Source organism: Synechococcus sp. O70.1 (assembly GCF_047462215.1).
Classification (GTDB): domain Bacteria; phylum Cyanobacteriota; class Cyanobacteriia; order Thermostichales; family Thermostichaceae; genus Thermostichus.
Window position 1 is genome coordinate 1 of the sequence record NZ_JANSIT010000001.1, and the last position, 24,767, is coordinate 24,767.

General features: G+C 59.3%; 21 protein-coding genes, 2 tRNA genes and 1 pseudogene. 17 read left to right on the forward strand and 7 right to left on the reverse strand.

The window, feature by feature from the left end:
- The 3 genes from NW833_RS00005 to NW833_RS00015 all read left to right on the forward strand — a co-directional run.
- On the forward strand, positions 1–538 hold a 538-nt coding region (locus NW833_RS00005; protein ID WP_414411130.1), incomplete at its 5' end, for a cob(I)yrinic acid a,c-diamide adenosyltransferase.
- Between the two features lie 11 nt (positions 539–549).
- Positions 550–1,308 (forward strand): lysophospholipid acyltransferase family protein, encoded by a 759-nt coding sequence (locus tag NW833_RS00010; RefSeq protein ID WP_414411131.1) that lies wholly within the window; start codon positions 550–552, stop codon positions 1,306–1,308.
- Positions 1,296–2,084 carry an alpha/beta fold hydrolase gene (locus NW833_RS00015; RefSeq protein WP_414411132.1) on the forward strand — a complete coding sequence of 263 codons (789 nt, stop codon included), beginning with the start codon at positions 1,296–1,298 and terminating at the stop codon, positions 2,082–2,084. Before NW833_RS00010 ends, NW833_RS00015 begins: the two co-directional genes overlap by 13 nt.
- Here the strand turns inward: NW833_RS00015 and NW833_RS00020 are convergent.
- Together NW833_RS00020 and NW833_RS00025 are read right to left on the reverse strand one after the other, a co-directional pair.
- Positions 2,062–2,790, reverse strand: coding sequence for an HAD-IA family hydrolase (locus NW833_RS00020; RefSeq protein ID WP_414411133.1), 729 nt, complete (start codon positions 2,788–2,790; stop codon positions 2,062–2,064). The two genes, NW833_RS00015 and NW833_RS00020, sit on opposite strands and share 23 nt — an antisense overlap.
- A complete protein-coding gene (locus NW833_RS00025) occupies positions 2,787–3,773 on the reverse strand; it encodes a PhoH family protein (RefSeq protein ID WP_414393436.1) in 987 nt (328 codons plus the stop codon). The genes NW833_RS00020 and NW833_RS00025 overlap by 4 nt, the downstream gene beginning before the upstream one ends.
- A gap of 552 nt (positions 3,774–4,325) precedes the next feature.
- Here NW833_RS00025 and NW833_RS00030 point away from each other — a divergent pair.
- From NW833_RS00030 to NW833_RS00040, 3 genes are all read left to right on the forward strand, one after another.
- On the forward strand, positions 4,326–4,877 hold the full coding sequence (locus tag NW833_RS00030) for a hypothetical protein (RefSeq protein ID WP_414411134.1): 552 nt from the start codon (positions 4,326–4,328) through the stop codon (positions 4,875–4,877).
- A gap of 106 nt (positions 4,878–4,983) precedes the next feature.
- Positions 4,984–5,075 (forward strand) — tRNA-Ser (locus tag NW833_RS00035).
- 47 nt (positions 5,076–5,122) lie between these two features.
- The gene (locus tag NW833_RS00040; protein WP_414411135.1) at positions 5,123–5,881 is read left to right on the forward strand and encodes a TIGR00297 family protein; all 759 of its coding nucleotides are present in this window, start codon (positions 5,123–5,125) and stop codon (positions 5,879–5,881) included.
- Between the two features lie 75 nt (positions 5,882–5,956).
- Here NW833_RS00040 and NW833_RS00045 read toward each other — a convergent pair whose 3' ends face one another.
- The 4 genes from NW833_RS00045 to clpP form a co-directional block, all read right to left on the reverse strand.
- Positions 5,957–6,289 carry a ribulose bisphosphate carboxylase small subunit gene (locus NW833_RS00045; protein ID WP_414393441.1) on the reverse strand — a complete coding sequence of 111 codons (333 nt, stop codon included), beginning with the start codon at positions 6,287–6,289 and terminating at the stop codon, positions 5,957–5,959.
- Between the two features lie 3 nt (positions 6,290–6,292).
- A complete protein-coding gene (gene rcbX, locus NW833_RS00050) occupies positions 6,293–6,700 on the reverse strand; it encodes a RuBisCO chaperone RbcX (protein ID WP_414393442.1) in 408 nt (135 codons plus the stop codon).
- A 64-nt stretch (positions 6,701–6,764) separates the two neighbouring features.
- Entirely contained in the window at positions 6,765–8,189 is a 1,425-nt protein-coding gene (locus NW833_RS00055; protein ID WP_414405444.1) for a form I ribulose bisphosphate carboxylase large subunit, read from the reverse strand.
- A 513-nt stretch (positions 8,190–8,702) separates the two neighbouring features.
- Complete coding sequence (clpP, locus tag NW833_RS00060) at positions 8,703–9,305, reverse strand: ATP-dependent Clp endopeptidase proteolytic subunit ClpP (protein WP_414405445.1); 603 nt, start codon at positions 9,303–9,305, stop codon at positions 8,703–8,705.
- A gap of 322 nt (positions 9,306–9,627) precedes the next feature.
- On the opposite strand from clpP, the gene NW833_RS00065 reads away from it, so the two are divergent.
- A tRNA-Glu gene (locus tag NW833_RS00065) sits at positions 9,628–9,700 on the forward strand.
- A gap of 322 nt (positions 9,701–10,022) precedes the next feature.
- Here the strand turns inward: NW833_RS00065 and NW833_RS00070 are convergent.
- Positions 10,023–10,370, reverse strand: a complete 348-nt coding sequence (locus NW833_RS00070) for a DUF1815 family protein (RefSeq protein ID WP_414411136.1) — start codon at positions 10,368–10,370, stop codon at positions 10,023–10,025.
- Between the two features lie 798 nt (positions 10,371–11,168).
- Here NW833_RS00070 and pflB point away from each other — a divergent pair.
- The 10 genes and pseudogenes from pflB (at position 11,169) to cysW (ending at position 24,762) form a co-directional block, all read left to right on the forward strand.
- On the forward strand, positions 11,169–13,448 hold the full coding sequence (gene pflB / locus NW833_RS00075) for a formate C-acetyltransferase (RefSeq protein WP_414405450.1): 2,280 nt from the start codon (positions 11,169–11,171) through the stop codon (positions 13,446–13,448).
- Positions 13,449–13,516: 68 nt separating this feature from the next.
- On the forward strand, positions 13,517–13,894 hold the full coding sequence (locus NW833_RS00080) for a pentapeptide repeat-containing protein (protein ID WP_414388725.1): 378 nt from the start codon (positions 13,517–13,519) through the stop codon (positions 13,892–13,894).
- 154 nt (positions 13,895–14,048) lie between these two features.
- A complete protein-coding gene (pflA, locus tag NW833_RS00085) occupies positions 14,049–14,801 on the forward strand; it encodes a pyruvate formate-lyase-activating protein (RefSeq protein ID WP_414411137.1) in 753 nt (250 codons plus the stop codon).
- 189 nt (positions 14,802–14,990) lie between these two features.
- Positions 14,991–15,203 (forward strand): hypothetical protein, encoded by a 213-nt coding sequence (locus NW833_RS00090; protein WP_414411138.1) that lies wholly within the window; start codon positions 14,991–14,993, stop codon positions 15,201–15,203.
- Between the two features lie 91 nt (positions 15,204–15,294).
- Positions 15,295–17,925: a bifunctional acetaldehyde-CoA/alcohol dehydrogenase gene (gene adhE, locus NW833_RS00095; RefSeq protein ID WP_414411139.1), complete on the forward strand. Its 2,631-nt coding sequence runs from the start codon at positions 15,295–15,297 to the stop codon at positions 17,923–17,925.
- 193 nt (positions 17,926–18,118) lie between these two features.
- Positions 18,119–20,785, forward strand: a pseudogene (locus NW833_RS00100) (GNAT family N-acetyltransferase).
- Positions 20,786–20,860: 75 nt separating this feature from the next.
- Positions 20,861–21,895, forward strand: coding sequence for a sulfate ABC transporter substrate-binding protein (locus NW833_RS00105; protein WP_414411140.1), 1,035 nt, complete (start codon positions 20,861–20,863; stop codon positions 21,893–21,895).
- 175 nt (positions 21,896–22,070) lie between these two features.
- On the forward strand, positions 22,071–23,114 hold the full coding sequence (locus tag NW833_RS00110) for a sulfate/molybdate ABC transporter ATP-binding protein (RefSeq protein WP_414393459.1): 1,044 nt from the start codon (positions 22,071–22,073) through the stop codon (positions 23,112–23,114).
- Between the two features lie 6 nt (positions 23,115–23,120).
- Positions 23,121–23,933 carry a sulfate ABC transporter permease subunit CysT gene (cysT, locus tag NW833_RS00115; RefSeq protein ID WP_414411141.1) on the forward strand — a complete coding sequence of 271 codons (813 nt, stop codon included), beginning with the start codon at positions 23,121–23,123 and terminating at the stop codon, positions 23,931–23,933.
- A complete protein-coding gene (gene cysW, locus NW833_RS00120) occupies positions 23,923–24,762 on the forward strand; it encodes a sulfate ABC transporter permease subunit CysW (RefSeq protein WP_414405520.1) in 840 nt (279 codons plus the stop codon). Before cysT ends, cysW begins: the two co-directional genes overlap by 11 nt.
- The last annotated feature ends 5 nt before the right edge of the window (positions 24,763–24,767 follow it).

Consider the following 24,767-nt stretch of genomic DNA (forward strand, 5'->3'; position numbering starts at 1 on the left):
GATCTACACCGGCAACGGCAAGGGCAAGTCCACCAGCGCTCTGGGCCGGGCTCTGCAGGCCATTGGGCGCGGCATCAGCAAGGATCTCTCCCACCGCGTCCTGATCATGCAGTGGCTCAAGGGGGGAACAGGCTACACAGAGGATGCGGCCATTCGCGCTTTGCGGGAGAGCTATCCCGATCTGGTGGATCACCAGCGCTGCGGTCGCGACGCCATTGTCTGGCGGGGCAAGCAGCAGGAAATCGACTATGTGGAGGCAGAGCGGGGCTGGGAGCTGGCTAGGGCAGCCATCGCCTCGGGGCTTTACAAGACCATCATCCTGGACGAACTCAACCCGACGGTAGATCTGGAGCTATTGGACGTGGAGCCCATTGTCGAGGCTTTGCTGCGCAAGCCGCGGGACACGGAGATCATCATCACAGGGCGCTGCCATGCGCCTCTGCCCTACTTTGAGCTTGCCTCTGTCCATTCGGAAATGGTGAGCCACAAGCACTACGCCGAGCAGGGAGCCGATCTGCGGCGCGGAGTGGATTACTGAGCAGGGTGGCGATGGGATCCTGGGTGGTGCTGGATCAGCTCCTGCAGCGAAGCGGGTTCCCCGACGCGAGGGCGCTGGCGCAGCTCTTGCTTGGCCTTTTCCAGACAGAGGTGTGGGTGGAGGGCAAGGAGCGGGTTCCCCAGGGCCCCCTGCTGGTGGTAAGCAACCATCGCAGCTTTTTGGATGCGCCGGTGCTGATTGCGGGGCTGGATCGGCCAATTCGCTTTGCTTGCCACTACTACCTCTCTCAAGTGCCCCTCTTGCGGGAGGTTGCCTTGGCTCTGGGTTGTATCCCCCTCCAGCAGGGATCGGGTTCACAGCTTGCCTTTTTTCGCCAGGCGCAGGCCACCCTGGCAGCGGGCGGGGAGGTGGGAATTTTCCCCGAAGGGGCGGAGCAGATGACCCGCAAGACCTTACCGCAGGAGGTGGGGCGGTTCCAGCCGGGCTTTGCCCATCTGGCCTTGGCTGCTGGCGTGGATCCCCTGCCAATCCTACCGGTGGCAGTGTGGGCCCAAGAGGAGTGGCGGGCAATCGACATCCCCATGGCTTTCTTCCGCTGGTTTGACCCCACAGAGCCCAGCTTTCAGCAGCCGGGGGGGCATCCGGTGGTGATCTACCGTCAGGTGGTGGTTCGAGTGGGATCCCCTCTTTGGGTGAGGGGAGCAAGGCGCTATACCTGCCGCCAGGAGCGGCTGCAGCTCATTCGGGAGTTAACGGCAGCCGCCCGCGAACAGGTGCGCTTGGGGTTGACAAGGAGATGGAAAGATTGAAAAGCAAGCCCGCCGCCTCTAGTCCAAGCCGCCAGAAGCGGCCCCTGCTGCTCTATTTGCCGGGTATGGATGGCACGGGCAAACTGTTTTACCGGCAGGCGCAGGTTCTGCAAGCCGAGTTCCGCGTCCGCCCTCTGAGCTTAAACCATCCCGAAGCGGGGCATAGCTGGGAGAGCTTGGCCGATTGGGTGGGATCCCAACTGGAGGAGGGAGCCTACCTGTGTGGCGAGTCCTTCGGAGCTTGCCTAGCCCTGGCTGTAGCTGCCCAGCAGCCGGAGCGCTGTCGTGGCCTGATTCTGGTCAATCCGGCCTCCTCGCTGCGGCGCCGGCCCTGGTGGTGGGCAGGTCAGGTTCTCCTGCCCTTTTTGCCGCCAGGACTTTACCACCAACTGGCGGAGCGGGGGTTAGGGTTTTTGGCGGAGCTGGGCCAAATGGAGCCGCCGGATCGGGAGCGGCTGCGCCAGGCCGTGCACAGCGTTTCTCCGGAAGTGGTTGCCCATCGTCTAGCCTTGCTGGGATCCTTTGCTGTGGAAGATTTGCCCCTCGAGTCGATGAGGCTGCCAACCTTGCTGGTGGCGGGGGGGCGGGATCGTCTCCTGCCCTCGGTGCAGGAGGTGCGGCGTCTGGCGGAGCGACTGCCCCAGGCCCAGGTGGAGATCTCGCCTTTAAGCGGCCATGCTTGCCTTCTGGAGCGGCAGATGAACCTGCGGCGCTACTTGCTCAAGCCCGATGGGGTCTTTGCCCCGCTACTGCTCAATTCCGCTCTGGCCCCCTGAGCAGCAAGAGGGAGCCCCACAGGTTTTCGATTCGCTCTTGGCAGAAGCTGTCTTTCCCCTCTCGATCCAGCCAGAGGGCTCTCAGGCCTGCTGCCTTGGCCCCCTCATAGTCTTCGCGGCGGCTGTCGCCAATGTGCCAGGCAGCGGCAGGCGGGATCCCCTGGGCCGCTAGGGCAGCCTGGAAGATGCGGGGATCGGGCTTGGCATAGCCCACCTGGGTAGAGAGAGTAAGGCTAGAAAAATAGCCGTCCAGTTGCAGCGCCTGCAGCACTCGCACTAGACGGCTGTCGAAATTGGAGATTACCCCTAGCTGGATCCCTTCCTGTTGCAGGGCTTGCAAAACTGGCAGCGTCTCGGGATAGAGCTCCCAAGGGTCCCCTGCGGCAAAATGCTCGAACAGGTGGGCAAAAAACGCTGCAAAGCGCTCCTCCCCAAAGGCAGTAAGGGATCCCTCCACCTGGGCAAAGGTCTGGCGCACCACTTGATGCCACCAGGCCCGCTCCCACTCCTCTAAAAGGGATCCCGTCAAGCCCACGCAGGCGGGTGGCGGAGCACTGGCAAAAGCTTGGGCAAAGGCGCGATCCAACGCCCGTGGCTCCACGGCTACCCCGTATTCTGCCGCTAGCTGACTGTAGACTTGGCCCACGCTGCCCCGCACCCGGAACAGGGTGCCAACGGCATCGAAAAAGATCGCCTTCGGCCTCATTGCTGGTTTTCGTAGCGCGCGTAGGCCTCGACAATCCGCTGGACTAGAGGGTGGCGCACCACATCTCGCTGGTCAAAGTAGCAAAAGGCCACCCCCTCCACCCCCGCTAGGATGCGCTCTGCAGCCGCCAGGCCCGACAGGCGATGCTTGCCCAGATCCGTTTGAGTGAGATCCCCGGTAACTACCATGCGGGAGCGGAAGCCCAGCCGAGTGAGGGCCATCTTCATCTGCTCAGGGGTGGTGTTTTGGGCCTCGTCCAAGATAATGAAAGCGTTGCTGAGGGTACGCCCCCGCATGTAGGCCAGCGGCACCACCTCGATGACTCCCTGGGCCATTAGCTGAGGCAGCTTGGCCGGGTCGATAAACTCAAACAGGGCATCGTAGAGAGGCCGCAGATAGGGATCCACCTTTTCCACCAGATCCCCTGGCAAAAAGCCCAACTTCTCCCCCGCCTCTACTGCTGGTCGCGTCAGGATCAAACGCTCGTACTCGCGGTTTTGCAGGGCTGTGATGGCGACAACGGCTGCTAGATAGGTTTTCCCCGTGCCTGCTGGCCCAATGCCAAAGCAGAGATCGTGGGTGCGAATGGCTTGTACGTACTCCTGCTGGCGAGGCGTTTTGGGCCGAATGAGCTCTCCCTTACGGGTGCGAGCCAAAACCCCTGCCTGCACTTGGCGATAGGCCTCAGCTTCTTGGTTGGAGAGAGCACGGAAGGCTTGTTCAGCATCGACTGCTGTTACAGGGTGCCCGGCTTGCCAAAGGGGTTTGAGCAATTCTAGCCACTGCCGCACCTGCTGCCGCTGTTGAGGTGTTCCCCTCAGATAGAGATCCTGCCCTCGCAGGGTAACCGAGGCGCCGCTGCAGCGGCTAATCCACTTCAAGTTAGACTCCTGCACGCCCGCCAGGGACATGGCCTGCTGGGGACTTGACAAAGAGATGATCTCGAGATCGGTGACAGCGGAGGAAGTCAAGTGGTTGTGCATGCCGTGGGCGCCGTGCACCCTAAGACTGTTGAGACCTGTGATGGCGATCCTATCAGAAGCTCCGGCTAAAGCGCTCCAGGTTCTGGCCAGCCTCGGCAAAAGGCTTCTCGGACAGCAGAGTCCGAGTGTTCTAGGACACCCATCGGGAAAACTTGCCCTCCTCGAGTTCAAGGTTCAGCTTTTGCTAGCAACGGAGTTAGAAATATTGAAAGAAATCTTTTTCTTCTGAAATAGTCGTTACTCATCAAGCAGAGCTAGTTTAGCCTTGAGGGTGTATAGCCTCCCAGTACATTCCGCCATTCACGTTGTCGATTTACATTAATGAAAAGGCATCTGAACCTGGTCTTTCAGCACTTTTGGTAAAAATTTGAAAAAGTCGAACCCGCTCTTTGGGCAATTTGGGTGACCTGGATTTGCTAGAGCTAGCAAGAGAGAGAACTTCCAATAGAGAGCCTTACGAGAATCTGGAGCTGTTTTTTATCAGCTTGCCTTAAAACTTCTTAAGGCTTCACAATCACAATCTTGCCTTGCAAGGAAACTAAGGAGATAGCAATGTCTACCCAATTGGTTACACCCGCTACGCTAGAGCTTCTGCAAGTGGATTTGACGCAAGTCCCCCCAGAGATTGCCTGTGATGGCAGCGACTTGGACTGGAGCCAAGCCGTGGTGATCGAGGGCAGTCAGCCCCAAGAGGAAAATTTGCAGGGCTGGATTGCCTTCTGTGGCCTGCGGGTTAACCACGAGGCCGGCAATGTCCTGTACTGGCAAGGGCAGCCGCTGCGGGCCAGCCGCATTCGCTTTTTCGTAAGAAATGTAGCCTGGCGCTATGGCTTCTCTTTCTCCACCAGCATTCGCTCCCCTCTCGGCAAAGGGATCCCCACGCCTCCCGACTGGCGCTACCCTGGCCTTTGCCGCTACGGCCTGGTGCTGTTCCAGCCCAACGTCCAGTTGGTGGCCCGACAGGTCTGGGAATCCTCGCCCGAGCAGCCGCAAGAGGTGGATCTGGATCCCAACCTGGATATTGCCTTTAATGTCAACGACGCCAAGGGCAGTTACAGCGACAACAGCGGCAGCTTCGATATCTACGTGCAGGTGGTGAGCTAAGGGCAGCCAGGGATCCCCGCCGAGAACAGTTGCCGGCTGGGATCCCATCTTCTACAATAGGTGAGCTAGAAGTTGGCGCCCAGCTTGCCGCTGGCTCTGCCAGCCTGGAGAGGTGGCTGAGTGGTCGAAAGCGGCTTCCTGCTAAGAAGTTACGGGGCTCAAAAGGCTCCGTCGAGGGTTCGAATCCCTCCCTCTCCGTTGCGACAGCCAAAACTAGCCGCTCTTGCTGCTGACGGAGGGCACCGATGGCCCAGGGATGGCTTCTAAGTCAGTGGGGAGTGGCGCTCTGGCTCAATTTACTTCTCGTGGGGCTAGCCTTGCAGAGTCCCCAAAAGGCGCTGACCCGGGCTGGGGTGCTCCACGCAGGGCTGGTGGGTTTGTTGGTGTGGGGGGGCCTGGGGTGGCGGGGCTACCTGGTAGTAGCCGCCTATTTTTTAGTCGGCACAGCCGTCACCCGCTTGGGGATCCACCGGAAGCAGGCGCAGGGAATTGCCGAGAAGCGAGGAGGGGCGCGGGGCCCAGAAAATGTCTGGGGCTCTGCTTTGACCGGGGCGGTATGCGCAGTGGGATACGCTTTCTTTCCGCACTCCCTGTGGTGGTTGGGGTATAGTGCCAGCTTTGCAGCGAAATTGGCCGATACCGTCAGCAGCGAAGTAGGCAAAGCCTATGGACGGCAGACCTTTTTGATCACCACTTTTCAGCCGGTGCCTGCCGGCACCGAGGGAGCTGTCAGCCTAGAGGGATCCCTGGCGGGGGTGGCAGCAGCAGGGGGAATGTCCGCCTTGGCCTGGGGGATTGGCGGAGAATGGGTGGGAGGGGATCCCTGGTGGCTGAGCGCCTGTTGGCTGGCCGGCATCCTGGCCACTCTAGCAGAAAGCTGGATAGGGGTAGTGCTGCAGCCCCGCCTAGCCTGGATGACCAATGAGGTGGTGAACGGCATTCAGACAACCCTTGCCGCTCTTTTGGCGGTGGGGCTGGGAGCCCTCCTGGGGATTGGAGCGTAAAGAGAGCCCAAGGAAAAAGGGAGGAGCCTTCCGGAAGCTCTCTCCCCTAGGGGTGTCAAGACGGCAGAACAGCTTCTAGCGCAAGCCGCTTGGCTTGTAGACCAAGAAGCTCAGCACCTGACACTGCTTAATGTTGTCGAAGCCCACCACGCGGATGAAGCAATGGGGGTAAGCGCTGCGGCAGGCCTGAACCTCAGTCAGCACCTCCTGTGGAGAAGTAGCGCTAAACAGCGGCAGCTTCCACAAAGTCCAGTAGTGGTCGGTTGGCTCGGAAGATTCGTTGAATTCGATGGCAGGGATGTAGCCCTGATCCAGGATGTACTGCACCTGCTTGAGGATCTGCAGATCCGTTAGGGGTGGCAGATAGGAAAAGGTTTCGTAGCGGCGCTCTTTCGGTAGGGTTTGCATAACTTACTCCGTTTCAGGTGTAGGGTTTTGGAGAGGGGATCCTGCCTCTGGGTGGGTGACCGGCAGGGATCCGCTTGCTGAAGTCAGCCGTTCCAGGTGGCTGCGGCGGTGTTCCATGTTGGCCTGTTGAATACCGGTTTTGGCCATTTCCGGCAAGTAGTCGACCACCTCCGCTGCCAGGTACTCCCGAACGGTCATGATGCGGTAGGCCAAGTCGGCCCGCTCTGCCAGCAAAGCCCGAAGATAGGCTTCCCCATCCTGGAAGCTTTGCCGAGCAGAAAACTGCTGCAGCCAGAGGGCCCTGGGAGGATCCGTCTCGCTCAGTTGGGCCAGCACCGTGCGCATCGCCTGATAGGTCAGGTAGCTGATTAAAGTTTTGGCCGTGTCCTTGGCGATCTGCTTTAGATCCATGACCGATCCAGGGGTTGGGCCAAGGGGGCAAGAGAGTCCAGAGATCCCTTGCCCCCAGAGAGTTTTAGAGCGTATCGACCGGCTTGAACTCGAACTTAACCTCTTTCCACAGCTCGCAAGCAGCCGCCAGTTCTGGTGACCACTTGGCTGCTTCGCGAATGATGTCGCTGCCCTCGCGGATCAGATCTCGGCCTTCGTTGCGGGCTTGGATGCAGGCCTCCAGGGCCACGCGGTTAGCTGTTGCACCGGGAGCATTCCCCCACGGGTGGCCGAGCGTGCCGCCGCCAAACTGCAGCACCGCGTCGTCCCCGAAGATCTCCACCAGCGCCGGCATGTGCCAAACGTGGATCCCACCGGAAGCCACTGGCATCACCCCTGGCATAGAAGCCCAATCTTGGGTGAAGAAAATGCCGCGGGAGCGATCCGCCTCGACGTAGTTTTCCCGCATGAGATCCACAAAGCCCATGGTGATGGCGCGGTCGCCTTCCAACTTGCCCACCACCGTACCGGCGTGCAGGTGGTCGCCGCCAGACATGCGCAGGCACTTGGCCAGCACCCGGAAGTGGATGCCGTGGTTTTTCTGCCGGTCGATCACCGCGTGCATGGCGCGGTGGATGTGCAGCAGGATGCCATTATCGCGGCACCACTTGGCCAGGCTGGTGTTGGCCGTAAAGCCGGCGGTGAGGTAGTCGTGCATGATGATGGGAGCGCCAATCTCCTTGGCAAACTCCGCCCGCTTGAACATTTCCTCACAGGTGGGCGCGGTCACGTTCAGGTAGTGGCCCTTGATCTCGCCGGTTTCGGCTTGAGCTTTGTGGACCGCTTCCATGACAAACAAGTAGCGATCCCGCCAGCGCATGAAAGGCTGGGAGTTGACGTTCTCGTCGTCTTTGGTAAAGTCCAGCCCACCCCGCAGTGCCTCGTACACAGCCCGCCCGTAGTTTTTGGCGGAAAGGCCCAGCTTGGGCTTGATGGTGCAGCCCAGCAGCGGACGACCATACTTGTTCAATTTATCCCGCTCTACCTGGATGCCATGGGGAGGGCCCTGGAAGGTCTTCAGGTAAGCTACGGGAATGCGCAAGTCTTCCAGCCGCAGCGCTTTTAGGGCCTTAAAGCCGAAGACGTTGCCCACAATTGAGGTGAGCATGTTGGTTACTGAGCCTTCCTCGAAGAGATCCAGCGGGTAGGCGACGAAGCAGAAGTACTGGTTCTCTTCGCCAGGAACCGGCTCGATGTCGTAGCAGCGGCCCTTGTAGCGGTCCAAGTCAGTGAGCAGATCGGTCCAAACGGTTGTCCAGGTGCCCGTCGAGGACTCAGCTGCTACTGCCGCCCCTGCTTCTTCTGGAGGAACGCCTGGCTGAGGCGTAACCCGAAAACAGGCTAGGATGTCGGTATCTTTGGGCGTGTAATCAGGGGTGTAATAGGTCAGTCTGTAGTCTTTCACCCCCGCTTGATAGCCGCTCTTAGTTTTCGTTGCTGAATAGGCCACGTCAATCCTCCTCTACACGAATGGCAAACTCTGCAAAGTTGAGAACTAGCATCTCCAGCTTCAGGCAACAGGCGAGGAAGCAGAGGTAAGGAGCCTCAACTGCCTGCCCTTTCTGGCCTTGGAGTTGCCTCACAATCGGTAGGCTCGACCTTGCAGCCTACCTCTTTCCCCTCAGCCTGTAAGCCCTCTTCCCTGACTCCTTTCATCGCTAGCTTTAACGCACCAAGTCCAGAAAGCCTCTATGGACTATTTCCAGCTCTTGTTGCCCCTGCGATCTCAATAATGCAGCTCCACTTTCTTGGGTTTAATCCTAAGCTACCATCCGCGATGAAAGCCAGATCATTACTTTCTTTATGAGTTTGATTAGCTTACTTAAAGCAAGCCAGGCCTTCCGCTGGCAACGGGATAGATTTCTTTGACTTTCTTCACATCTTCCTGGGAGAATCTCCCACCTAACGACACCAGCCCCCTTGGCAGGGAGCTGGGAAAGAGACTCCCTGGCAGCCAGGAGGACTAGGAAACGGTCGTCAGGGAAGGCTGGGGCTTCTTGGTGATTACCTGGTCGATGATGCCGTATTCTTTGGCCTGTTCTGGGGTCATAAAGTTGTCGCGGTCTGTATCGCGCTCGATACGCTCCAGCGGCTGGCCCGTGTGGTAGGCAAGCAGGCTGTTGAGGCTGTTTTTGATAAAGAGGAGCTCCCTGGCCTGGATCTCAATGTCGGTCGCTGGACCCTGGGCTCCCCCCAGAGGTTGGTGAATCATAATGCGGGCGTGGGGAAGGGCAATGCGTTTGCCCTTGGCACCCCCTGCCAGCAAAAAGGCTCCCATGCTGGCGGCCAAGCCAATGCAGATGGTGGAGACGTCTGGCTGGATGTGCTGCATGGTGTCGTAGATGGCCATACCGGCATAGACAGAGCCGCCAGGAGAGTTGATGTAGAGGTAGATATCTTTCTCAGGGTCTTCGGATTCCAGGTAGAGCATCTGGGCCACAATCAGGTTGGCTACGTCGTCATCTATCGGCGTGCCCAAGAAGATAATCCGATCCCGTAGCAAACGCGAGTAAATATCAAAGGCGCGCTCGCCGCGTGCAGATTGCTCGATAACAGTGGGAATCATGCCAGTCCAAGCGATGGGTTGCTACGATAGTGTAGTTTAAGCCACGGGATAACTGCCCCCTGCAGAGGAGTTGCCTGGCTCTGCCTAGGTAGCCTGCCGCTGGGATCCTCATTATCAATCTATCAATCTGCGGAGATGAGGTGTAAATGGATGTGATCCCGGATGAACCCCTTGTGATCGCCGGATTGCTGGGTCTGGCTCTCCTGGGACTCTTGATCTTGGCCGGGGTAGGATGGGGGGCGGGCGACGGCGACTAGCAAGAGATTCAAGTTGACAGAGTTAAACCTGCCTCCTTACAATCAAGATCGCTTCGTTTGGAGATGCCCCCATCGTCTAGAGGCCTAGGACACATCCCTTTCACGGATGCGACAGGGGTTCGAATCCCCTTGGGGGTATAGAGGAGAGGTAGCGACGATGCGCAGCTTTGCCGGCGCATCTTCTGTTTGACGTGGATTAGTTAAGCCAGTAGACGAGCAGCTGCATTTCTTCGGCTAGGCACTTTGCCTAGGCTAAAGTCAGCTCCGTCTTTAGCCGGTGTGCTCGATCAGGAGCAACTCCCGTCAGCTTGATGGGAAGTGACGCCTGCGGAGATCCCTCTGGTGGGGTAGTGGAGGTGAACTCTGCTGCTAGCTATAGGTCGTGGAAGCAGGAAGAAAGGCTCAACCTGGAGCAAAAGTCTGCTTTTGTCCGAGGTTGTATAGGTCTTTCAGACGCGGATCAACGGCTATGGGCCAGAGCTTCTGCTGGCGCAGCGCTAGCAGCTAGATCCTCTTTGATTAGCTCTACCAGATCCTGAAGCTGACGAATGGCTTCCGCTCCTTCCAGTTTCATCAGCTCCCGCTCATCCCGCATCTCCGTCCAACTGATGGAGCACTCGGAGACTAAAAAGCGAATCAGATGCCCTTCCCGCAAGCTGACCATGAAGGAAGCGCTCTCAAAGGAGGTGCCGCAGGTGTAGCAGGAGGCCGGGTAGCCCCGCTTCTCCAAAGCAATGGCCAGCGCCTGCAAACTCATCACCAGATCCTGAACGTAGCTGCGGTATTGTTCCGCCAACCGTCTGAACATCACACTCCTCCTCACTCCTCGGCTCAGCCAGGCCCTCTTCTGGCCACAGACAAGCCGCTTAGTAATAAATACCTATGCTCGGCAGTTAAGTTCATATGTAGCACAGCAATCGGCAATCCTCAATGAAGGAGCTCAGTCCAGGAACCAAAACTGCCCAGCGCCAAGCAGGATGATAGGCAAGGCCCAGGTGGTTCAGATGTCGTATTTAACACTCCTCTCAAAACAAACACCAAAGTTTACTCTAGTTCAAAACTCTTGCCTCTAGGGGGGGAGCGGATCCTCAGCTCAGGACGGGAAGGGGAATAGTTGCTTTTCGTGGTTGTTTTCCAATTCTCAGAAAGGCTTCTCTTATTTCTGAGGCCTCCTTATCTGCTCTTTCGAGCTGCCGAGAGTAACCCCATTTGTTGTCCGTGCCTTAGCACCACTCGTGAAGATTTCCTCAAGCAACTGCTGTGGCGCCTGATTGATCGGGGGTGCTGCCTCCAACCTACCTTGGCCTAAGCTAGCCGTTTGGCAAGCCCCCTTAGCAACCCCTTAAGAAAATATTAAAAACGGGATTAAAAATACAGAGACAGCGGCCTCCTAAGAGGAGAAGGAACTAGAATTGAAGTAGGCAAGGTGTATTGCAAACGCCTGAAAAAAGAAACATCAGAGTTGCTAAAAGTTCTCCCTTGCACCGGTGGCTAGATCGTCCCTTTGGCAAAGATGCCAGCAGCCCTTAGCAGTAGCTGAGGAGAGGTCTTGCTCTAGGTCTAGCCTGTTGCATAGCTGTCAGGCCGAATGGCCAGGGGGATTGCTATGGTAGTGAGCGCCCAGTCTTCTGTAGCTTTGCCTACAGAATTCACAAGTAAACAACATAGCTTGAGGGATTTCGTGCCTGGGCGGTGGCAGCGCTGCATCGACGTCCGAGATTTTATTCAGCGCAACTACACCCCCTACACCGGGGATGAAAGCTTTTTGGCGCCGGCCACCGAGCGCACGCAGCGGCTGTGGGCCAAAGTTCAAGATCTGATGGCCTTGGAGCGGAAGCGTGGGATCTTGGATGCCGACACCGACCTTCCTTCCAGCATCACCAGCCACCCGCCAGGCTACATCGACCGAGAGCTGGAGCAAATCGTAGGGCTACAAACGGATAAGCCCCTAAAGCGCGCCATCCTGCCCTTTGGCGGCATCCGTATGGTAGAAACGGCCCTCAAGGCCTATGGCTACGAGCTGGATCCCCGCGTTAAGGAAATCTTTACCAAGTATCGCAAGACCCACAACGACGGGGTTTTCGACGCCTACACGGAGGAGATGCGCCGCTGCCGCCGCTCTGGGATCATCACCGGCTTGCCGGACGCCTATGGACGGGGCCGCATCATCGGTGACTACCGGCGGGTACCTCTCTATGGCGTGGATCGGCTGATTGAGGACAAGGAGGCGCAGAAGGCCAGCCTAGAGGTGGACACGATGGATGAAGAAACCATCCGCCTGCGGGAGGAGCTCTCAGAGCAGATCAAAGCCCTGTACGAGCTCAAGGAGATGGGGGCCAGCTACGGCTTTGATCTAGGCCGCCCCGCAACCAACGCCCGCGAGGCCATCCAGTGGCTGTACCTAGCCTACCTGGCAGCGGTCAAAGAGCAAAACGGCGCCGCCATGTCCCTGGGGCGGGTTTCCACGTTCCTAGACATCTACATCGAGCGGGATCTGCAGGCCGGGATCCTCACCGAGGAAGAGGCCCAGGAGCTCATCGACCACTTTGTCATGAAGCTGCGCATGGTCAGGTTTTTGCGCACGCCGGAGTACAACGAGCTCTTCAGCGGGGATCCCACCTGGGTTACCGAGTGCATCGGCGGCATGGGCCTGGATGGGCGGCCTTTGGTTACCAAAACCAGCTTCCGCATGCTGCATACCCTCTACAACCTTGGCCCAGCGCCCGAGCCCAACTTGACCGTGCTCTGGTCGGAGCGGCTGCCGGAAGCCTTCAAGCGCTACTGCGCCAAGGTCTCCATCGAAACCAGCTCCATCCAGTACGAAAACGACGACTTGATGCGCCCCTACTGGGGGGATGACTACGGCATCGCCTGCTGTGTGTCGGCCATGCGCATCGGCAAGCAGATGCAGTTTTTTGGAGCGCGGGTGAACTTGGCCAAGTGCCTGCTCTATGCCATCAACGGCGGTCGGGATGAGATCTCCGGCGAGCAGGTGGCTCCTGCTTTCGCCCCCATCACCGCCGATGTCCTGGACTACGACGAGGTGTGGCCGCGCATGGCGCAGATGATGGCCTGGCTGGCCAAAACTTACGTCAACACCATGAACATCATCCACTACATGCACGACAAGTACTGCTACGAGCGCCTGGAGATGGCCCTGCACGACCGGGACGTGCTGCGCACCATGGCCTTTGGGTTGGCCGGCCTGTCGGTAACAGCCGACTCCCTATCCGCCATCAAATACGCGCGGGTACGGGCCATCCGGGATGAGCGGGGCCTAGTGGTGGATTACGCGGTGGAGGGCGACTTCCCCAAATACGGCAACAACGACGACCGAGTTGACTCCATTGCGGTGCAACTGGTGCAGACCTTCATGGCGGAGCTGCGCAAGCACAAGACCTACCGCAATGCCATCCCCACCCAGTCCATCCTCACCATCACCTCCAACGTGGTCTACGGCAAGAAAACTGGCAACACCCCTGACGGGCGGCGCGCAGGTGAACCCTTTGCCCCTGGGGCCAACCCCATGCATGGCCGCGACACCAAGGGGGCGGTGGCCTCGCTGGCTTCCGTGGCTAAGCTGCCCTACGACGACGCTCTGGATGGCATCTCCAACACCTTCTCCATCGTGCCGGCGGCCCTAGGTCGCACAGCCGAGGAGCGGGTTGCTAACCTGGTGGGGCTGCTGGACGGCTACATGCGGGATGGCGGCTTTCACCTCAACGTGAACGTTCTCAACCGCGAGACCTTGCTGCACGCCATGGAGCACCCAGAGCTCTATCCACAGCTCACCATCCGGGTTTCCGGCTACGCGGTGAACTTCATCAAGCTCACCCGCGAGCAACAACTGGATGTGATTAACCGCACCTTCCATCAACACTTCTAAACGACGGCCAGGGGATCCCTGAAGGCTGCCCATACCCAGGGAAAGGGATCCCCCAGCAAGGAGGTTCGATGAGCTATAGCGCTTTGGACTTGGTTAGAGACTACGCGGCAGGACAGCGAGATTTCCAAGGGATCGAGCTGCTCCAGGCCGACCTACAAGGGATCCACCTAGCCGGTGCCGACCTGCGCTCTGCCGACTTCAGCGGGGCCAACCTGGCAGGCGCCAACCTGCGGGGGTGTGATCTCAGCTTTGCCAATTTCAGCGACGCCAACCTATCTGGAGCCGATCTGCGAGGATGCCTGCTTTTCGGCACCGATTTCCGAGGTGCTCTCTTGGAAGGAGCTTTGCTGGATCACGCCGATTTCGATGCCTATACCCATTTCCCAGCGGGCTTTGATCCGAAGGCGCATCGCCTACACAACATCTCGTCAGGTGTCTCCCAGTAGGCCCTTTGGGGTCTTTCCATCGGTTTTCAACTTAAGAAAACCCAGCCCAGGTAAACCCAAAGTCAAAGCCAGGGGGTGGGCAACGTAGCCAGCAATTTGGAAGAAAACCTCAAGATTAATTGATATTTTGCAAAAGCCATTGAGAATAGAAGTTATGGGTACCTCCCTCAACCCCTCGAGGCCGGTGACCGGCCGCATTCACTCGGTTGAAACCTGTGGCACGGTAGATGGGCCAGGGATCCGCTTTGTCATCTTCCTGCAGGGCTGTCCTCTGCGCTGTCTGTACTGCCACAATCCGGACTGTCGGGATCCCAATGCTGGCCAGGTGGTGACAGTGGACTCCCTCATGGCGGAGATCCAGCGCTGCCGCAATTACTACCTCAAAGGCGGGGGAGTAACGGCCAGCGGGGGAGAACCGTTAATGCAGCCCACCTTTGTGGCTGAGATTTTCCGCCGCTGCCACGAGCTGGACTTGCACACAGCGCTGGACACTTCCGGCTACGCGCCCTTGGGAGTGGCCAAGCCAGTTTTGGCCCATACGGATTTGGTGCTCCTTGATATCAAGTCCTATCTGCCGGAGCTCTATCGCAAAGTTACTGGCGTTTCGCTGCAGCCCACTCTCGATCTGGCTCGCTATTTGGATCAGATTCACAAGCCCACCTGGATTCGTTTTGTCCTCGTTCCCGGACTAACGGATCCCGAGGAAAACATTAAGGGATTGGCTGAGTTTGTAGCCACCCTATCCAACGTGGAGCGGGTGGAAGTTTTGCCCTTTCACAAGATAGGGGAATACAAATGGCAGCAGTTGGGTTTGCCCTATACCCTCAGCGATGTTCAGCCGCCTACTCCTGAACAGATCAACCACGCTTTGCAGATCTTTCGTGAGCGGGGATTGGTGGCAGTTTAGTTTATCGCCGTGGCGACAGCAACAAAACCGGAGCCAATCGCGACTTGCATTAGCCTGATCCCAAAGTTATCTCTAAAATTCTTAGGCTGCCTCCAAAGTAGCGCTAGGTTTAATTTAGTTGAACTTAGCAGGCTAAGAGCTTGCCAACTCTGGCAGTCGCAAAATAGAGGGAGAGCGATCCCCAGGGGGGTGCGCGTAATCTACCAAAATGGCATTCAATTTCAAGCCGAAAGCTGCGACCATCACACCCTCAGCGATCAGCCTTTGGTCAACCAAGGCCAAGACATAAGGCATCAAAGGGTTCTGGAAAAAGCTGTTGATGCTTGCATTATCCACAACACCCTTACCCATCCCCCAAAAATGACCGCCGAGATCCAGATCCTTACGTCTGTTGGCGCTTAGCCGGCCAGTGAGCCCGCTTGAGTCTTCCAGCAATTTCTAACTATTGCCTTAACTCTCAACAGTATGGATGTGATTTTGGAGGGATCCATCTATGCCTGTCACCAATCTCGAGGAACTGGAAGCTTTGATCCAACAGGTAAAAGCTGCCCAGGCTGAGTATGCCACCTTCACCCAGGAACAGGTGGATCGAATCTTTCACAAAGCTGCCCTGGCTGCCAACAACGAACGGATCCCGCTTGCCAAGCTGGCCGTAGAAGAGACCGGCATGGGCATTGTGGAAGACAAGGTAATCAAAAATCACTTTGCCTCTGAGTACATTTACAACAAATACAAACACGAGAAAACCTGCGGCGTCATCGAGCGGGACGAGAGCTTTGGCTACGAGCGCATTGCTGAGCCGGTGGGGCTTTTGGCAGGTATTGTGCCAGTAACCAACCCCACGTCGACAACAATTTTCAAAGCCCTCATCACTCTAAAAACCCGCAACGCCATCATCTTTGCGCCTCACCCCCGTGCCAAACGATGCACGGCTGCTGCAGCCAAAGTGGTCAAAGAGGCGGCTGAGGCGGCAGGCGCGCCGGTGGGGTTGATTGGCTGGATTGACGAGCCCACGATTGAGCTCTCCCAGGCTTTGATGCAGCATCCTGAGGTGAAGCTGATCCTGGCCACCGGGGGCCCTGGCATGGTCAAGGCGGCCTATTCTTCCGGCCACCCATCTTTGGGGGTGGGGGCAGGCAACACCCCGGCAGTGATCGATGCCAGCGCCGACATCCCCACAGCCGTCAGCTCGATTATCTTGAGCAAGACCTTCGACAACGGCATGATCTGCGCCTCAGAACAGGCGGTGATCGTGGTGGATGCTGTTTACGAGCAGGTCAAGGCCGAATTCCGCCAGCGGGGGGCCTACTTTTTGGATCCGGAACAAACGCAAGCGGTGCGCTGCCTCCTCCTCAAAGACGGCCGCCTCAATCCGGCTATTGTCGGCCAATCGGTGCAGACCATTGCCGCTCTGGCCGGGATCCAAGTACCCGAAGGCACGAAGCTCCTGATTGGAGAAGTGGACAAGGTGGGGCCTGAGGAGCCGTTCTCCTACGAAAAATTGGCCCCTGTTTTGGCCCTCTACCGCGCCAAGGATTTCCACAGCGCTGTCGATATTGCCGTCCAAGTGGTCAATTTCGGTGGGCGGGGTCACACCTCTGTTTTGTATACCGATCCAGCCAATCGGGACGATATTGCCTACTTTGAGAATGCCCTACAAACAGGGCGGGTGCTGATCAACACCCCCTCTTCGCAGGGGGCGATTGGGGATCTCTACAACTTCAGGCTGGATCCCTCGTTAACGTTGGGCTGTGGCACGTGGGGGGGCAACTCCGTCTCGGACAATGTGGGGCCGCGCCACCTGCTCAACATTAAAACGGTGGCCTACCGGCGGGAAAATATGCTCTGGTTCCGGGTGCCGCCCAAGATCTACTTTAAGCGGGGATGTCTGCCGGTGGCCTTGAGGGAGTTGGCCGGCAAAAAGCGGGCTTTTTTGGTTACCGACAAGCCCCTTTTCGAGCTGGGTGTGCTGCAGCCGGTTACCCGGGTTCTCGAGGAGCTCCAGATAAAGTGGGATGTCTACCACGACGTGGAGCCGGATCCCACCCTCAGCGCCGTCAACCGCGGCCTGGAGCAGCTGCGCCAGTTTCAGCCGGATGTCATCATCGCCGTGGGCGGCGGATCCCCCATGGACGCGGCCAAGGTGATGTGGCTGATGTACGAGCAGCCGCAGGTGGAGTTTGAAGGCCTGGCCACGCGCTTTATGGACATCCGCAAGCGGGTCTACGAGCTGCCGCCGCTGGGGCAAAAAGCCCAACTGGTCTGCATCCCCACCACTTCCGGGACGGGATCCGAGGTGACGCCCTTTGCGGTGGTGACCGACGACCGGGTGGGGATCAAGTACCCCCTGGCGGACTACGCCCTCACCCCCAGCATGGCCATCGTGGATCCGGATCTCACCCTGAAGATGCCCAAGAAGCTAACCGCCTACAGCGGCATCGACGCCCTCACCCATGCTTTGGAAGCCTATGTCTCGGTGATGGCCAGCGAGTTTACCGACGGGCTGGCGCTGCAGGCGATTAAGCTGCTGATGACCTACCTGCCGCGGGCCTACGAGAGGGGGGCCGAAGATCCAGAAGCGCGGGAAAAGGTCCACTACGCTGCCACCATTGCCGGCATGGCCTTTGCCAACGCCTTTTTGGGGGTGTGCCACTCCCTGGCCCACAAGCTGGGATCCACCTTCCACCTGCCCCACGGCCTGGCCAACGCTTTGATGATTACCCACGTCATCCGCTACAACGCCACCGACGCTCCCTTCAAGCAGGCCATCTTTCCCCAATACCGCTACCCCAACGCCAAGCACCGCTATGCCGAGATTGCCGATTACCTGCAGTTGGGCGGGACCAATGACGATGAAAAGGTCATGCGCCTCATTGAGGCCATCGAGGAGCTCAAGCGGAAGCTGGGGATCCCGGCCAGCATTCGCGAGGCCCTCAGCGAGAGCGAGCAGGCGTTCTACGACCGTCTGGAAGCGATGGCGGAGCAGGCTTTTGACGACCAATGCACCGGCGCCAACCCCCGCTACCCCCTCATCCAGGACATGAAGGAGCTGTACATCTTGGCCTATCGGGGCTGCCGGGTAGAGGCTGCCCTCTACCACCAGCCGGAGCCGGCTCTGGCCTAAGAGCCGCCTTTCTGCTCCCAGCCAAAACGTGACCCCCCACCCTGGCAACGGCTATGGCTGCGCTGCACCGCCCCGATCCCAGCCTCGACATCTGGAAGGCCAGATCCCACCCCTTAGCTCCCATTTTTCTGCCCCGCTCGGTGGCCGTGGTGGGGGCAACGGAGCGCGAGGGCAGTGTGGGGCGCACGGTGCTGTGGAACCTCATTAGCCATCCCTTTGGCGGCACGGTCTACCCGGTCAACCCCAAGCGGCACCAGGTGTTGGGCATCCGGGCCTACGAGCGGCTTTCCGCCTTGCCCGAGCCGGTGGATCTGGCCATCATCGCCATCCCGGCAGCCGGGGTGCCGGCGGTTATCCAAGAATGCGTCGAGGCCGGAGTCAAGGGGGCCATTGTCCTCTCGGCAGGCTTTAAGGAAATTGGCCAGGAGGGGTTGGCCCTGGAAAAGACCATCCAACAGGCCGCCCGCGGCAAGTTGCGCCTAATTGGCCCCAACTGCCTGGGGATCCAAAACCCCCACACTGGCTTGAATGCCACCTTTGCCGCCCAGATGGCCCGACCCGGCAACGTGGGGTTTATCAGCCAAAGCGGGGCCCTGTGCACCTCGATCCTGGACTGGAGCCTGCGGGAAAATGTGGGCTTTAGCGCCTTCATCTCCCTGGGATCCATGCTGGATGTGGGCTGGGGGGATCTGATCGACTACCTGGGCGAGGATCCCCATACCCACAGCATTGTCCTCTACATGGAATCCATTGGGGATGCCCGCTCCTTCTTATCGGCAGCCCGCGAGGTGGCGCTGAGCAAGCCCATCATCGTCATCAAGGCGGGACGCACCCAGGCAGCAGCCCAGGCAGCAGCCTCCCACACGGGATCCCTCACCGGCAGCGACGCGGTTTTGGATGCGGCCTTTCGCCGTTGTGGTGTGCTGCGGGTGGATCGCATTGAAGATCTCTTCGACATGGCGGAGGCGCTGGCCAAACAGCCTCGTCCCCAAGGGCCCCACCTCACCATCCTCACCAATGCCGGCGGGCCGGGGGTGCTGGTCACCGACGCCCTCATCCGCGCCGGCGGATCCCTGGCCCAGCTTTCTCCCCAAACCCTGGAGCAGCTCAACCAGATCCTGCCGCCCCACTGGAGCCACGGCAACCCCATCGATATCCTGGGCGATGCCGGCCCGGAGCGCTTTGCCCAGGCGCTGGAGATCGTGTTGCGGGATCCCGCTAGCCAGGGCTGTTTGGTAATCCTCACCCCCCAAGCCATGACGGATCCCACGGCCACGGCTGAGAAAGTGGTGGAGACCTGGCGGCGCAGCGGATCCCGCCAACCCATCCTGGCCAGTTGGATGGGGGGAGCCCTGGTGGATGCCGGCGAGCAGATCCTCAACCAGGCCGGGATCCCCACCTACCGCTACCCCGACCAGGCGGCGCGGGTGTTTAGCTACTTGTGGCGCTTTAGCGACAACCTCAAGGCCCTCTACGAAACTCCCACTTTGCCCCCTGCAAGAGCGGTCGAGCGGGATAGGGTGCACCAAATCCTCAGCCAAGCCCGGCAGCAAGGTCGCACGCTCTTAACCGAGGTCGAGTCCAAGGAGATCCTAGCCGCCTACGGGATCCCGGTGGTGCCCACGCGGGTGGCAGCAAGTTCGGAAGCGGCGGTGGAAGCTGCTGAGGCCATAGGCTACCCGGTGGTGCTGAAGCTTTACTCCCACACCCTCACCCACAAAAGCGACGTAGGCGGCGTGCAGCTCAACCTGCCCGATGCCGAAGCCGTGCGGCGGGCCTACCAGCAGATCCAGACTAATGTTGCCGAAAAAGCCGGATCCCAGCACTTTCAAGGGGTGACGGTGCAGCCCATGGTTCCCACCAACGGCTACGAGCTGATCCTGGGCAGCAGTGAGGATCCCCAGTTTGGGCCGGTGTTGCTGTTTGGCAGTGGCGGACAACTGGTGGAGGTGTTTCAGGATCGCTCCATTGGCCTTCCCCCCTCAACACCACCTTGGCCCGGCGTCTGATGGAAAACACCCTCATCTACAAAGCCCTCAAGGGGGTGCGGGGACGCCCAGCCGTCGATCTGGAGGCCCTGGAACAGCTCTTGGTGCGCTTTAGCCAACTGGTGGCCGAGCAGCGGGAGATTAAAGAGATCGATATCAATCCGCTGCTGGCTTCCAGCGAGGGCCTGCTGGCTTTGGATGCCCGCGTCATTTTGCGAACCGAGCAGGATCCCCAGGTGCCCTTGGCCATCCGCCCCTATCCCACCCAGTACATCTGGAGCTTCCGGGACGGCATCACCATTCGCCCCATTCGCCCTGAAGACGAGCCTTTGGTGATCGATTTTCACCGCCACGTCTCCGATTACAGCGTCTATCTGCGCTACTTCCACCCGATCAAATACAGCGCCCGCATCGCCCACGAGCGCCTTACCCGCATTTGCTTTAACGATTACGACCGCGAGATTGCCTTAGTAGCAGAAAAACAGGAGCCAGAGGCCAATCGCGTCAGCGGGACGAAGTCCTTAATCCTCGGCATCAGCCGCCTCTCCAGAAAACATGGCTTTCCCCAAGAAGCAGAGTTTGCCATGCTGGTGGCGGATCCCTACCAAAGACAGGGGATCGGCACGGAGCTCTTGACCCGCCTCATTCAGGTGGCCCGCTGCGAAGGGATCCAGCGCCTGGCCGGCGAGGTGCTCAGCGAAAACGAGGGCATGCGCCGCCTGTGTAGGCGCTTGGGGTTCCAGTTGCTCCCCTCCCCAGAGGATCCCGGCCTCCTCAGGGCCACGTTGGATCTTGCTGCCGATGCAGCGCTCCCCACGCCCTGCCTAGCTAGCCCTGGCTCTAAAAACGGTTTACCGACCGGCTTACCGTAGAATAGATCCCTGACGCCCAACCTTCCCTCGTCTTCGGGGAGAGGGGTTGGGGGTGAGAAGCTTTTGGGGATGGCTGTGAACAGATTACCCATCGCGGTGGGCTGGTCGGCGAGAGTGGGGCGGTGGCTGGGGCTGGGATCCCTGCTCCTGGGACTTCTGCTGGGGCTGGGTGGCTGCGGCGGCGGGGCGGGATCCCAGGGGGAAGTGAGGATTCTGCTAGCTTCTTTTGCAGTGACCCGCGATGCCTACCGGCAGATCATCCCTGCCTTTGAGGCCCACTGGCTGGCCCAGACTGGACAACGGGTGCGTGTAGAAAGCAGCTACGCTGGCTCGGCAACGCAAGCGCGGGCGGTCATCGAGGGGCTGGATGCCGACGTAGTGGCCCTGGCCCTGGGCCTGGATGTGGAGCGCATCGTGGCTGCCGGCCTGATTCGGCCGGGTTGGGAAAGTCGCACACCCAACCAAGGGATCGTCACCCGTTCGGTGGTGGTGATAGTAACGCGGGAGGGCAACCCCCACGATATCCGCTCCTGGACGGATCTGGCTCGGCCCGGCTTGCAGGTGGTTACTGCCAACCCCAAAACCTCCGGGGGTGCCCGCTGGAACTTTTTGGCCCTCTGGAGCGCTGTCCCTGAGCCGCAGGCCCTAGCCTTCACTACTCAGGTCTACAAAAACGTCCGCGTCCTGCCGCGGGACTCGCGGGAGGCTACGGATGTCTTTTTCCAAAAAGGGCAGGGGGATGCCCTACTCACATACGAACATGAGGTGATCCTGGCGGGCTTGCGCGGCCAGCCCTTGCCCTACGTGGTGCCGGATCCCAACATTTCCATCGACAACCCGGTAGCGGTGGTGGATGCCAACGTAGACCGCAAGGGCACCCGCGCCGTGGCCGAAGCCTTTGTGGACTATCTCTTTACGCCCGAGGCGCAGCGGGCCTTTGCCAAGGTGGGTTTTCGGCCAGTGGAGCCCACGGTGGCGCAAGAGTTTGCCTGGCGTTACCCTCCTGTTGAGAAACTGGTAACCGTTGCCGACCTAGGCGGCTGGGAGACAATCCAAAACCGCTTCTTTGCCGATGGAGCTTTGTTTGACCGCATTCAAGCCGAGTTGTAGGGAGGCTCCCTTGTTTTGGATTCCCATTCAAGTTATTCTGGGAGCTGTATCAACGGTTTGTTGACAGGTTTACCGTAGATTAGGTGGGCGTTTAACTTCCCTCAACCTTTTGAGAAGACTCAGCCGGCAACCAATCCAGCAACTTCTCAGGCAAACCACTAGCTAGGCAGAGCCTATGGGCATCACCATTGCAGGGGTATCGAAGCGTTTCGGCGAGTTTCAGGCGCTCTACCCTACCGATCTCACCATCCCCACGGGATCCCTAGTGGCTTTGTTGGGGCCGTCGGGTTCTGGCAAATCTACCCTGCTGCGCCTGATTGCCGGCCTGGAGAAGCCAGACACGGGGCGGATTTTCCTCACCGGGCGGGATGCCACCCACGCCAGCGTCCAGGAGCGCAACGTCGGCTTTGTCTTCCAGCACTACGCCCTGTTTAAGCACATGACGGTGCGGCAGAACATTGCCTTTGGCCTGGAGATCCGCAGGCTGCCAAGAGCTGAAATTCGGGCACGGGTGGACGAGCTGCTGGAGCTGGTGCAACTGTCGGGGTTTGGGGATCACTACCCCTCCCAGCTTTCGGGGGGGCAGCGGCAGCGGGTGGCCCTGGCCCGTGCTCTGGCGGTAGAGCCGCAGGTGTTGCTTTTGGATGAGCCCTTCGGAGCCCTAGATGCCAGGGTGCGCAAGGAGCTGCGCCAGTGGCTGCGGCGCCTACACGACGAGGTGCATGTCACCACCGTCCTGGTTACCCACGACCAAGAAGAGGCTATGGAGGTGGCCGACCAAATTGTGGTCATGAACCAGGGGCGGATCGAACAGGTGGGATCCCCTGCCGAGATCTACGACCATCCGGCCACTCCCTTTGTCATGAGCTTTATTGGCCCGGTCAACGAGCTCTCGCCCCGCTCCGTATTATCCTGCCAGCTCCCTGAAGCGCAGGCCGGTTCGCATCGGCTTTTCTTGCGCCCCCATGATGTCCAAATTGAGCTCAACCCCACTGGCAGCGGTGTCTCGGCTTGGGTCAAAGAGATTATCCACCTAGGGCGGGAGATCCAGGCGGAGCTGGTCTTGAGCGATGGCGGATCCCTCTGGGCCCACCTCAGCCGCGAGCAATACACCAACCAGCCCCTGCACATTGGGCAGCAGGTTTACGTGCGCCCCAGGGTAATCAAAGCCTTCCCCATCAAGAAAACGGAAATGACAGCCATGGCGGTGGGAGCTTAGGGAACCTTGCTGCAGGCGGTGTTTCCAGTGTCTTGGCCCTGGTGGCTGACCCTAGGCTATCTCTTCCTGATGCTGGTCTTGCCACTAGCTGCCTTGGTTGCCAAGGCCAGCACCTTGGGCTGGGCAGAGTTTTGGCGGATTGCCACCGATCCCCTGGCCCTCTCTGCCTATGAGGTTACTTTTGTAACCGCCTTGCTGGCGGCCATAGTGAACGGTGTGATGGGCACTCTAACCGCCTGGGTGTTGGTGCGCTACGCCTTCCCTGGGAAAAAGCTCCTCGAGGGGTTGATTGATCTGCCCTTTGCCCTGCCCACGGCTGTGGCCGGCCTCACCCTGGCGACCGTCTACAGCAGCAACGGCTGGATAGGATCCCTGCTGGCTCCCTTGGGGATCCGCATTGCCTTCACTCGCTTGGGGGTGGGGGTGGCGATGCTGTTTATCTCTTTTCCCTTTGTGGTGCGGACGGTGCAGCCAGTGCTGCAGGAGCTGGAACAAGAGGTGGAAGAAGCGGCCTGGAGTTTGGGCGCCTCCCGCTGGCAGACCTTCTGGCGGGTGGTGCTGCCCCAGATTTTGCCCGCTGTTTTAACCGGGGTGGCCCTGGGGTTTTCCCGCGCTGTCGGTGAGTATGGCTCCATCGTCATTATTGCCGCCAGCATTCCCTTCCAGGATTTGATTGCGGCGGTGCTGGTCATCCAAAGACTGGAACAGTACGACTACGCCGGCGCCACGGTGATTGGGACGGTGATGCTGGTGATCTCCTTCCTTTTGCTGGCGGTGATTAACCTTCTGCAAGGCTGGGCAAGTCGCCATGAGACCTAAGGGAGTTGCCGAGGTTCAAGGGAAGCCACCCGCCAACCCTTGGCTGGCTGGCCTGCTGATTGGGATCGTCTTGCTCTATGTGGGGCTGCTCATCGGGATCCCCCTGGTGAATGTCTTCTACCAGGCGTTGCGGGAAGGGATCCCCAGTTTTTTTCAGCACCTGGGGGAGCGAGAGTTTCTCAGCGCAGCCCGCTTGACTTTGCTAACTGCCCTGGTTGTCGTGCCTCTCAATACTCTTTTTGGCCTCTGCGCTGCCATAGCGCTAGCACGCCGCCGCTTTCCAGGGCGGGCCCTGCTGCTTAGCCTCATTGACCTGCCCTTTTCCATTTCGCCGGTAGTAGCCGGCCTGATGCTGGTGCTGATCTTTGGCCGTCAAGGTTGGCTGGGATCCTGGAACCTGCGGGTCATTTTTGCGTTTCCAGGCATTGTGCTGGCCACGGCTTTCATCACCTTGCCCTTTGTGGTGCGGGAAGTATTGCCGGTGTTGGAAGAGGCCGGCACCGAGGAAGAAGAAGCCGCCAAAACTCTGGGGGCCAATTCCTGGCAGATCTTCTGGCGGATTACCCTGCCCAACATCCGCTGGGGCCTCTTGTATGGAGTCATCCTCACCAATGCTCGCGCCATGGGGGAGTTTGGCGCTGTGGCGGTGGTCTCGGGCAACATCGTTGGGCGCACCCAAACCCTGCCTCTGTTTGTGGAAGATGCCTATCGCAGCTATGCCACAGGATCAGCCTATGCAGCCGCGGTGGTGCTTTCTTTGCTGGCGGTGGTGACCCTAGTGGCCAGGGAGCTGCTGGAGCGGGGATCCCCTTCCCGTCGCATCTTTTAGGTTCC

Coding starts and splice junctions, on each gene's coding strand:
- NW833_RS00045 (WP_414393441.1), bottom strand. CDS start 6,289: ATGCAAACCCTACCGAAAGAGCGCCGCTACGAAACCTTTTCCTATCTG.
- NW833_RS00020 (WP_414411133.1), bottom strand. CDS start 2,790: ATGAGGCCGAAGGCGATCTTTTTCGATGCCGTTGGCACCCTGTTCCGG.
- NW833_RS00110 (WP_414393459.1), top strand. CDS start 22,071: ATGGGCATCACCATTGCAGGGGTATCGAAGCGTTTCGGCGAGTTTCAG.
- NW833_RS00070 (WP_414411136.1), bottom strand. CDS start 10,370: ATGTTCAGACGGTTGGCGGAACAATACCGCAGCTACGTTCAGGATCTG.
- rcbX (WP_414393442.1), bottom strand. CDS start 6,700: ATGGATCTAAAGCAGATCGCCAAGGACACGGCCAAAACTTTAATCAGC.
- NW833_RS00080 (WP_414388725.1), top strand. CDS start 13,517: ATGAGCTATAGCGCTTTGGACTTGGTTAGAGACTACGCGGCAGGACAG.
- pflA (WP_414411137.1), top strand. CDS start 14,049: ATGGGTACCTCCCTCAACCCCTCGAGGCCGGTGACCGGCCGCATTCAC.
- NW833_RS00030 (WP_414411134.1), top strand. CDS start 4,326: ATGTCTACCCAATTGGTTACACCCGCTACGCTAGAGCTTCTGCAAGTG.
- cysW (WP_414405520.1), top strand. CDS start 23,923: ATGAGACCTAAGGGAGTTGCCGAGGTTCAAGGGAAGCCACCCGCCAAC.
- NW833_RS00010 (WP_414411131.1), top strand. CDS start 550: ATGGGATCCTGGGTGGTGCTGGATCAGCTCCTGCAGCGAAGCGGGTTC.
- NW833_RS00040 (WP_414411135.1), top strand. CDS start 5,123: ATGGCCCAGGGATGGCTTCTAAGTCAGTGGGGAGTGGCGCTCTGGCTC.
- NW833_RS00025 (WP_414393436.1), bottom strand. CDS start 3,773: ATGCACAACCACTTGACTTCCTCCGCTGTCACCGATCTCGAGATCATC.
- adhE (WP_414411139.1), top strand. CDS start 15,295: ATGCCTGTCACCAATCTCGAGGAACTGGAAGCTTTGATCCAACAGGTA.
- clpP (WP_414405445.1), bottom strand. CDS start 9,305: ATGATTCCCACTGTTATCGAGCAATCTGCACGCGGCGAGCGCGCCTTT.
- NW833_RS00015 (WP_414411132.1), top strand. CDS start 1,296: ATGGAAAGATTGAAAAGCAAGCCCGCCGCCTCTAGTCCAAGCCGCCAG.
- pflB (WP_414405450.1), top strand. CDS start 11,169: ATGGTAGTGAGCGCCCAGTCTTCTGTAGCTTTGCCTACAGAATTCACA.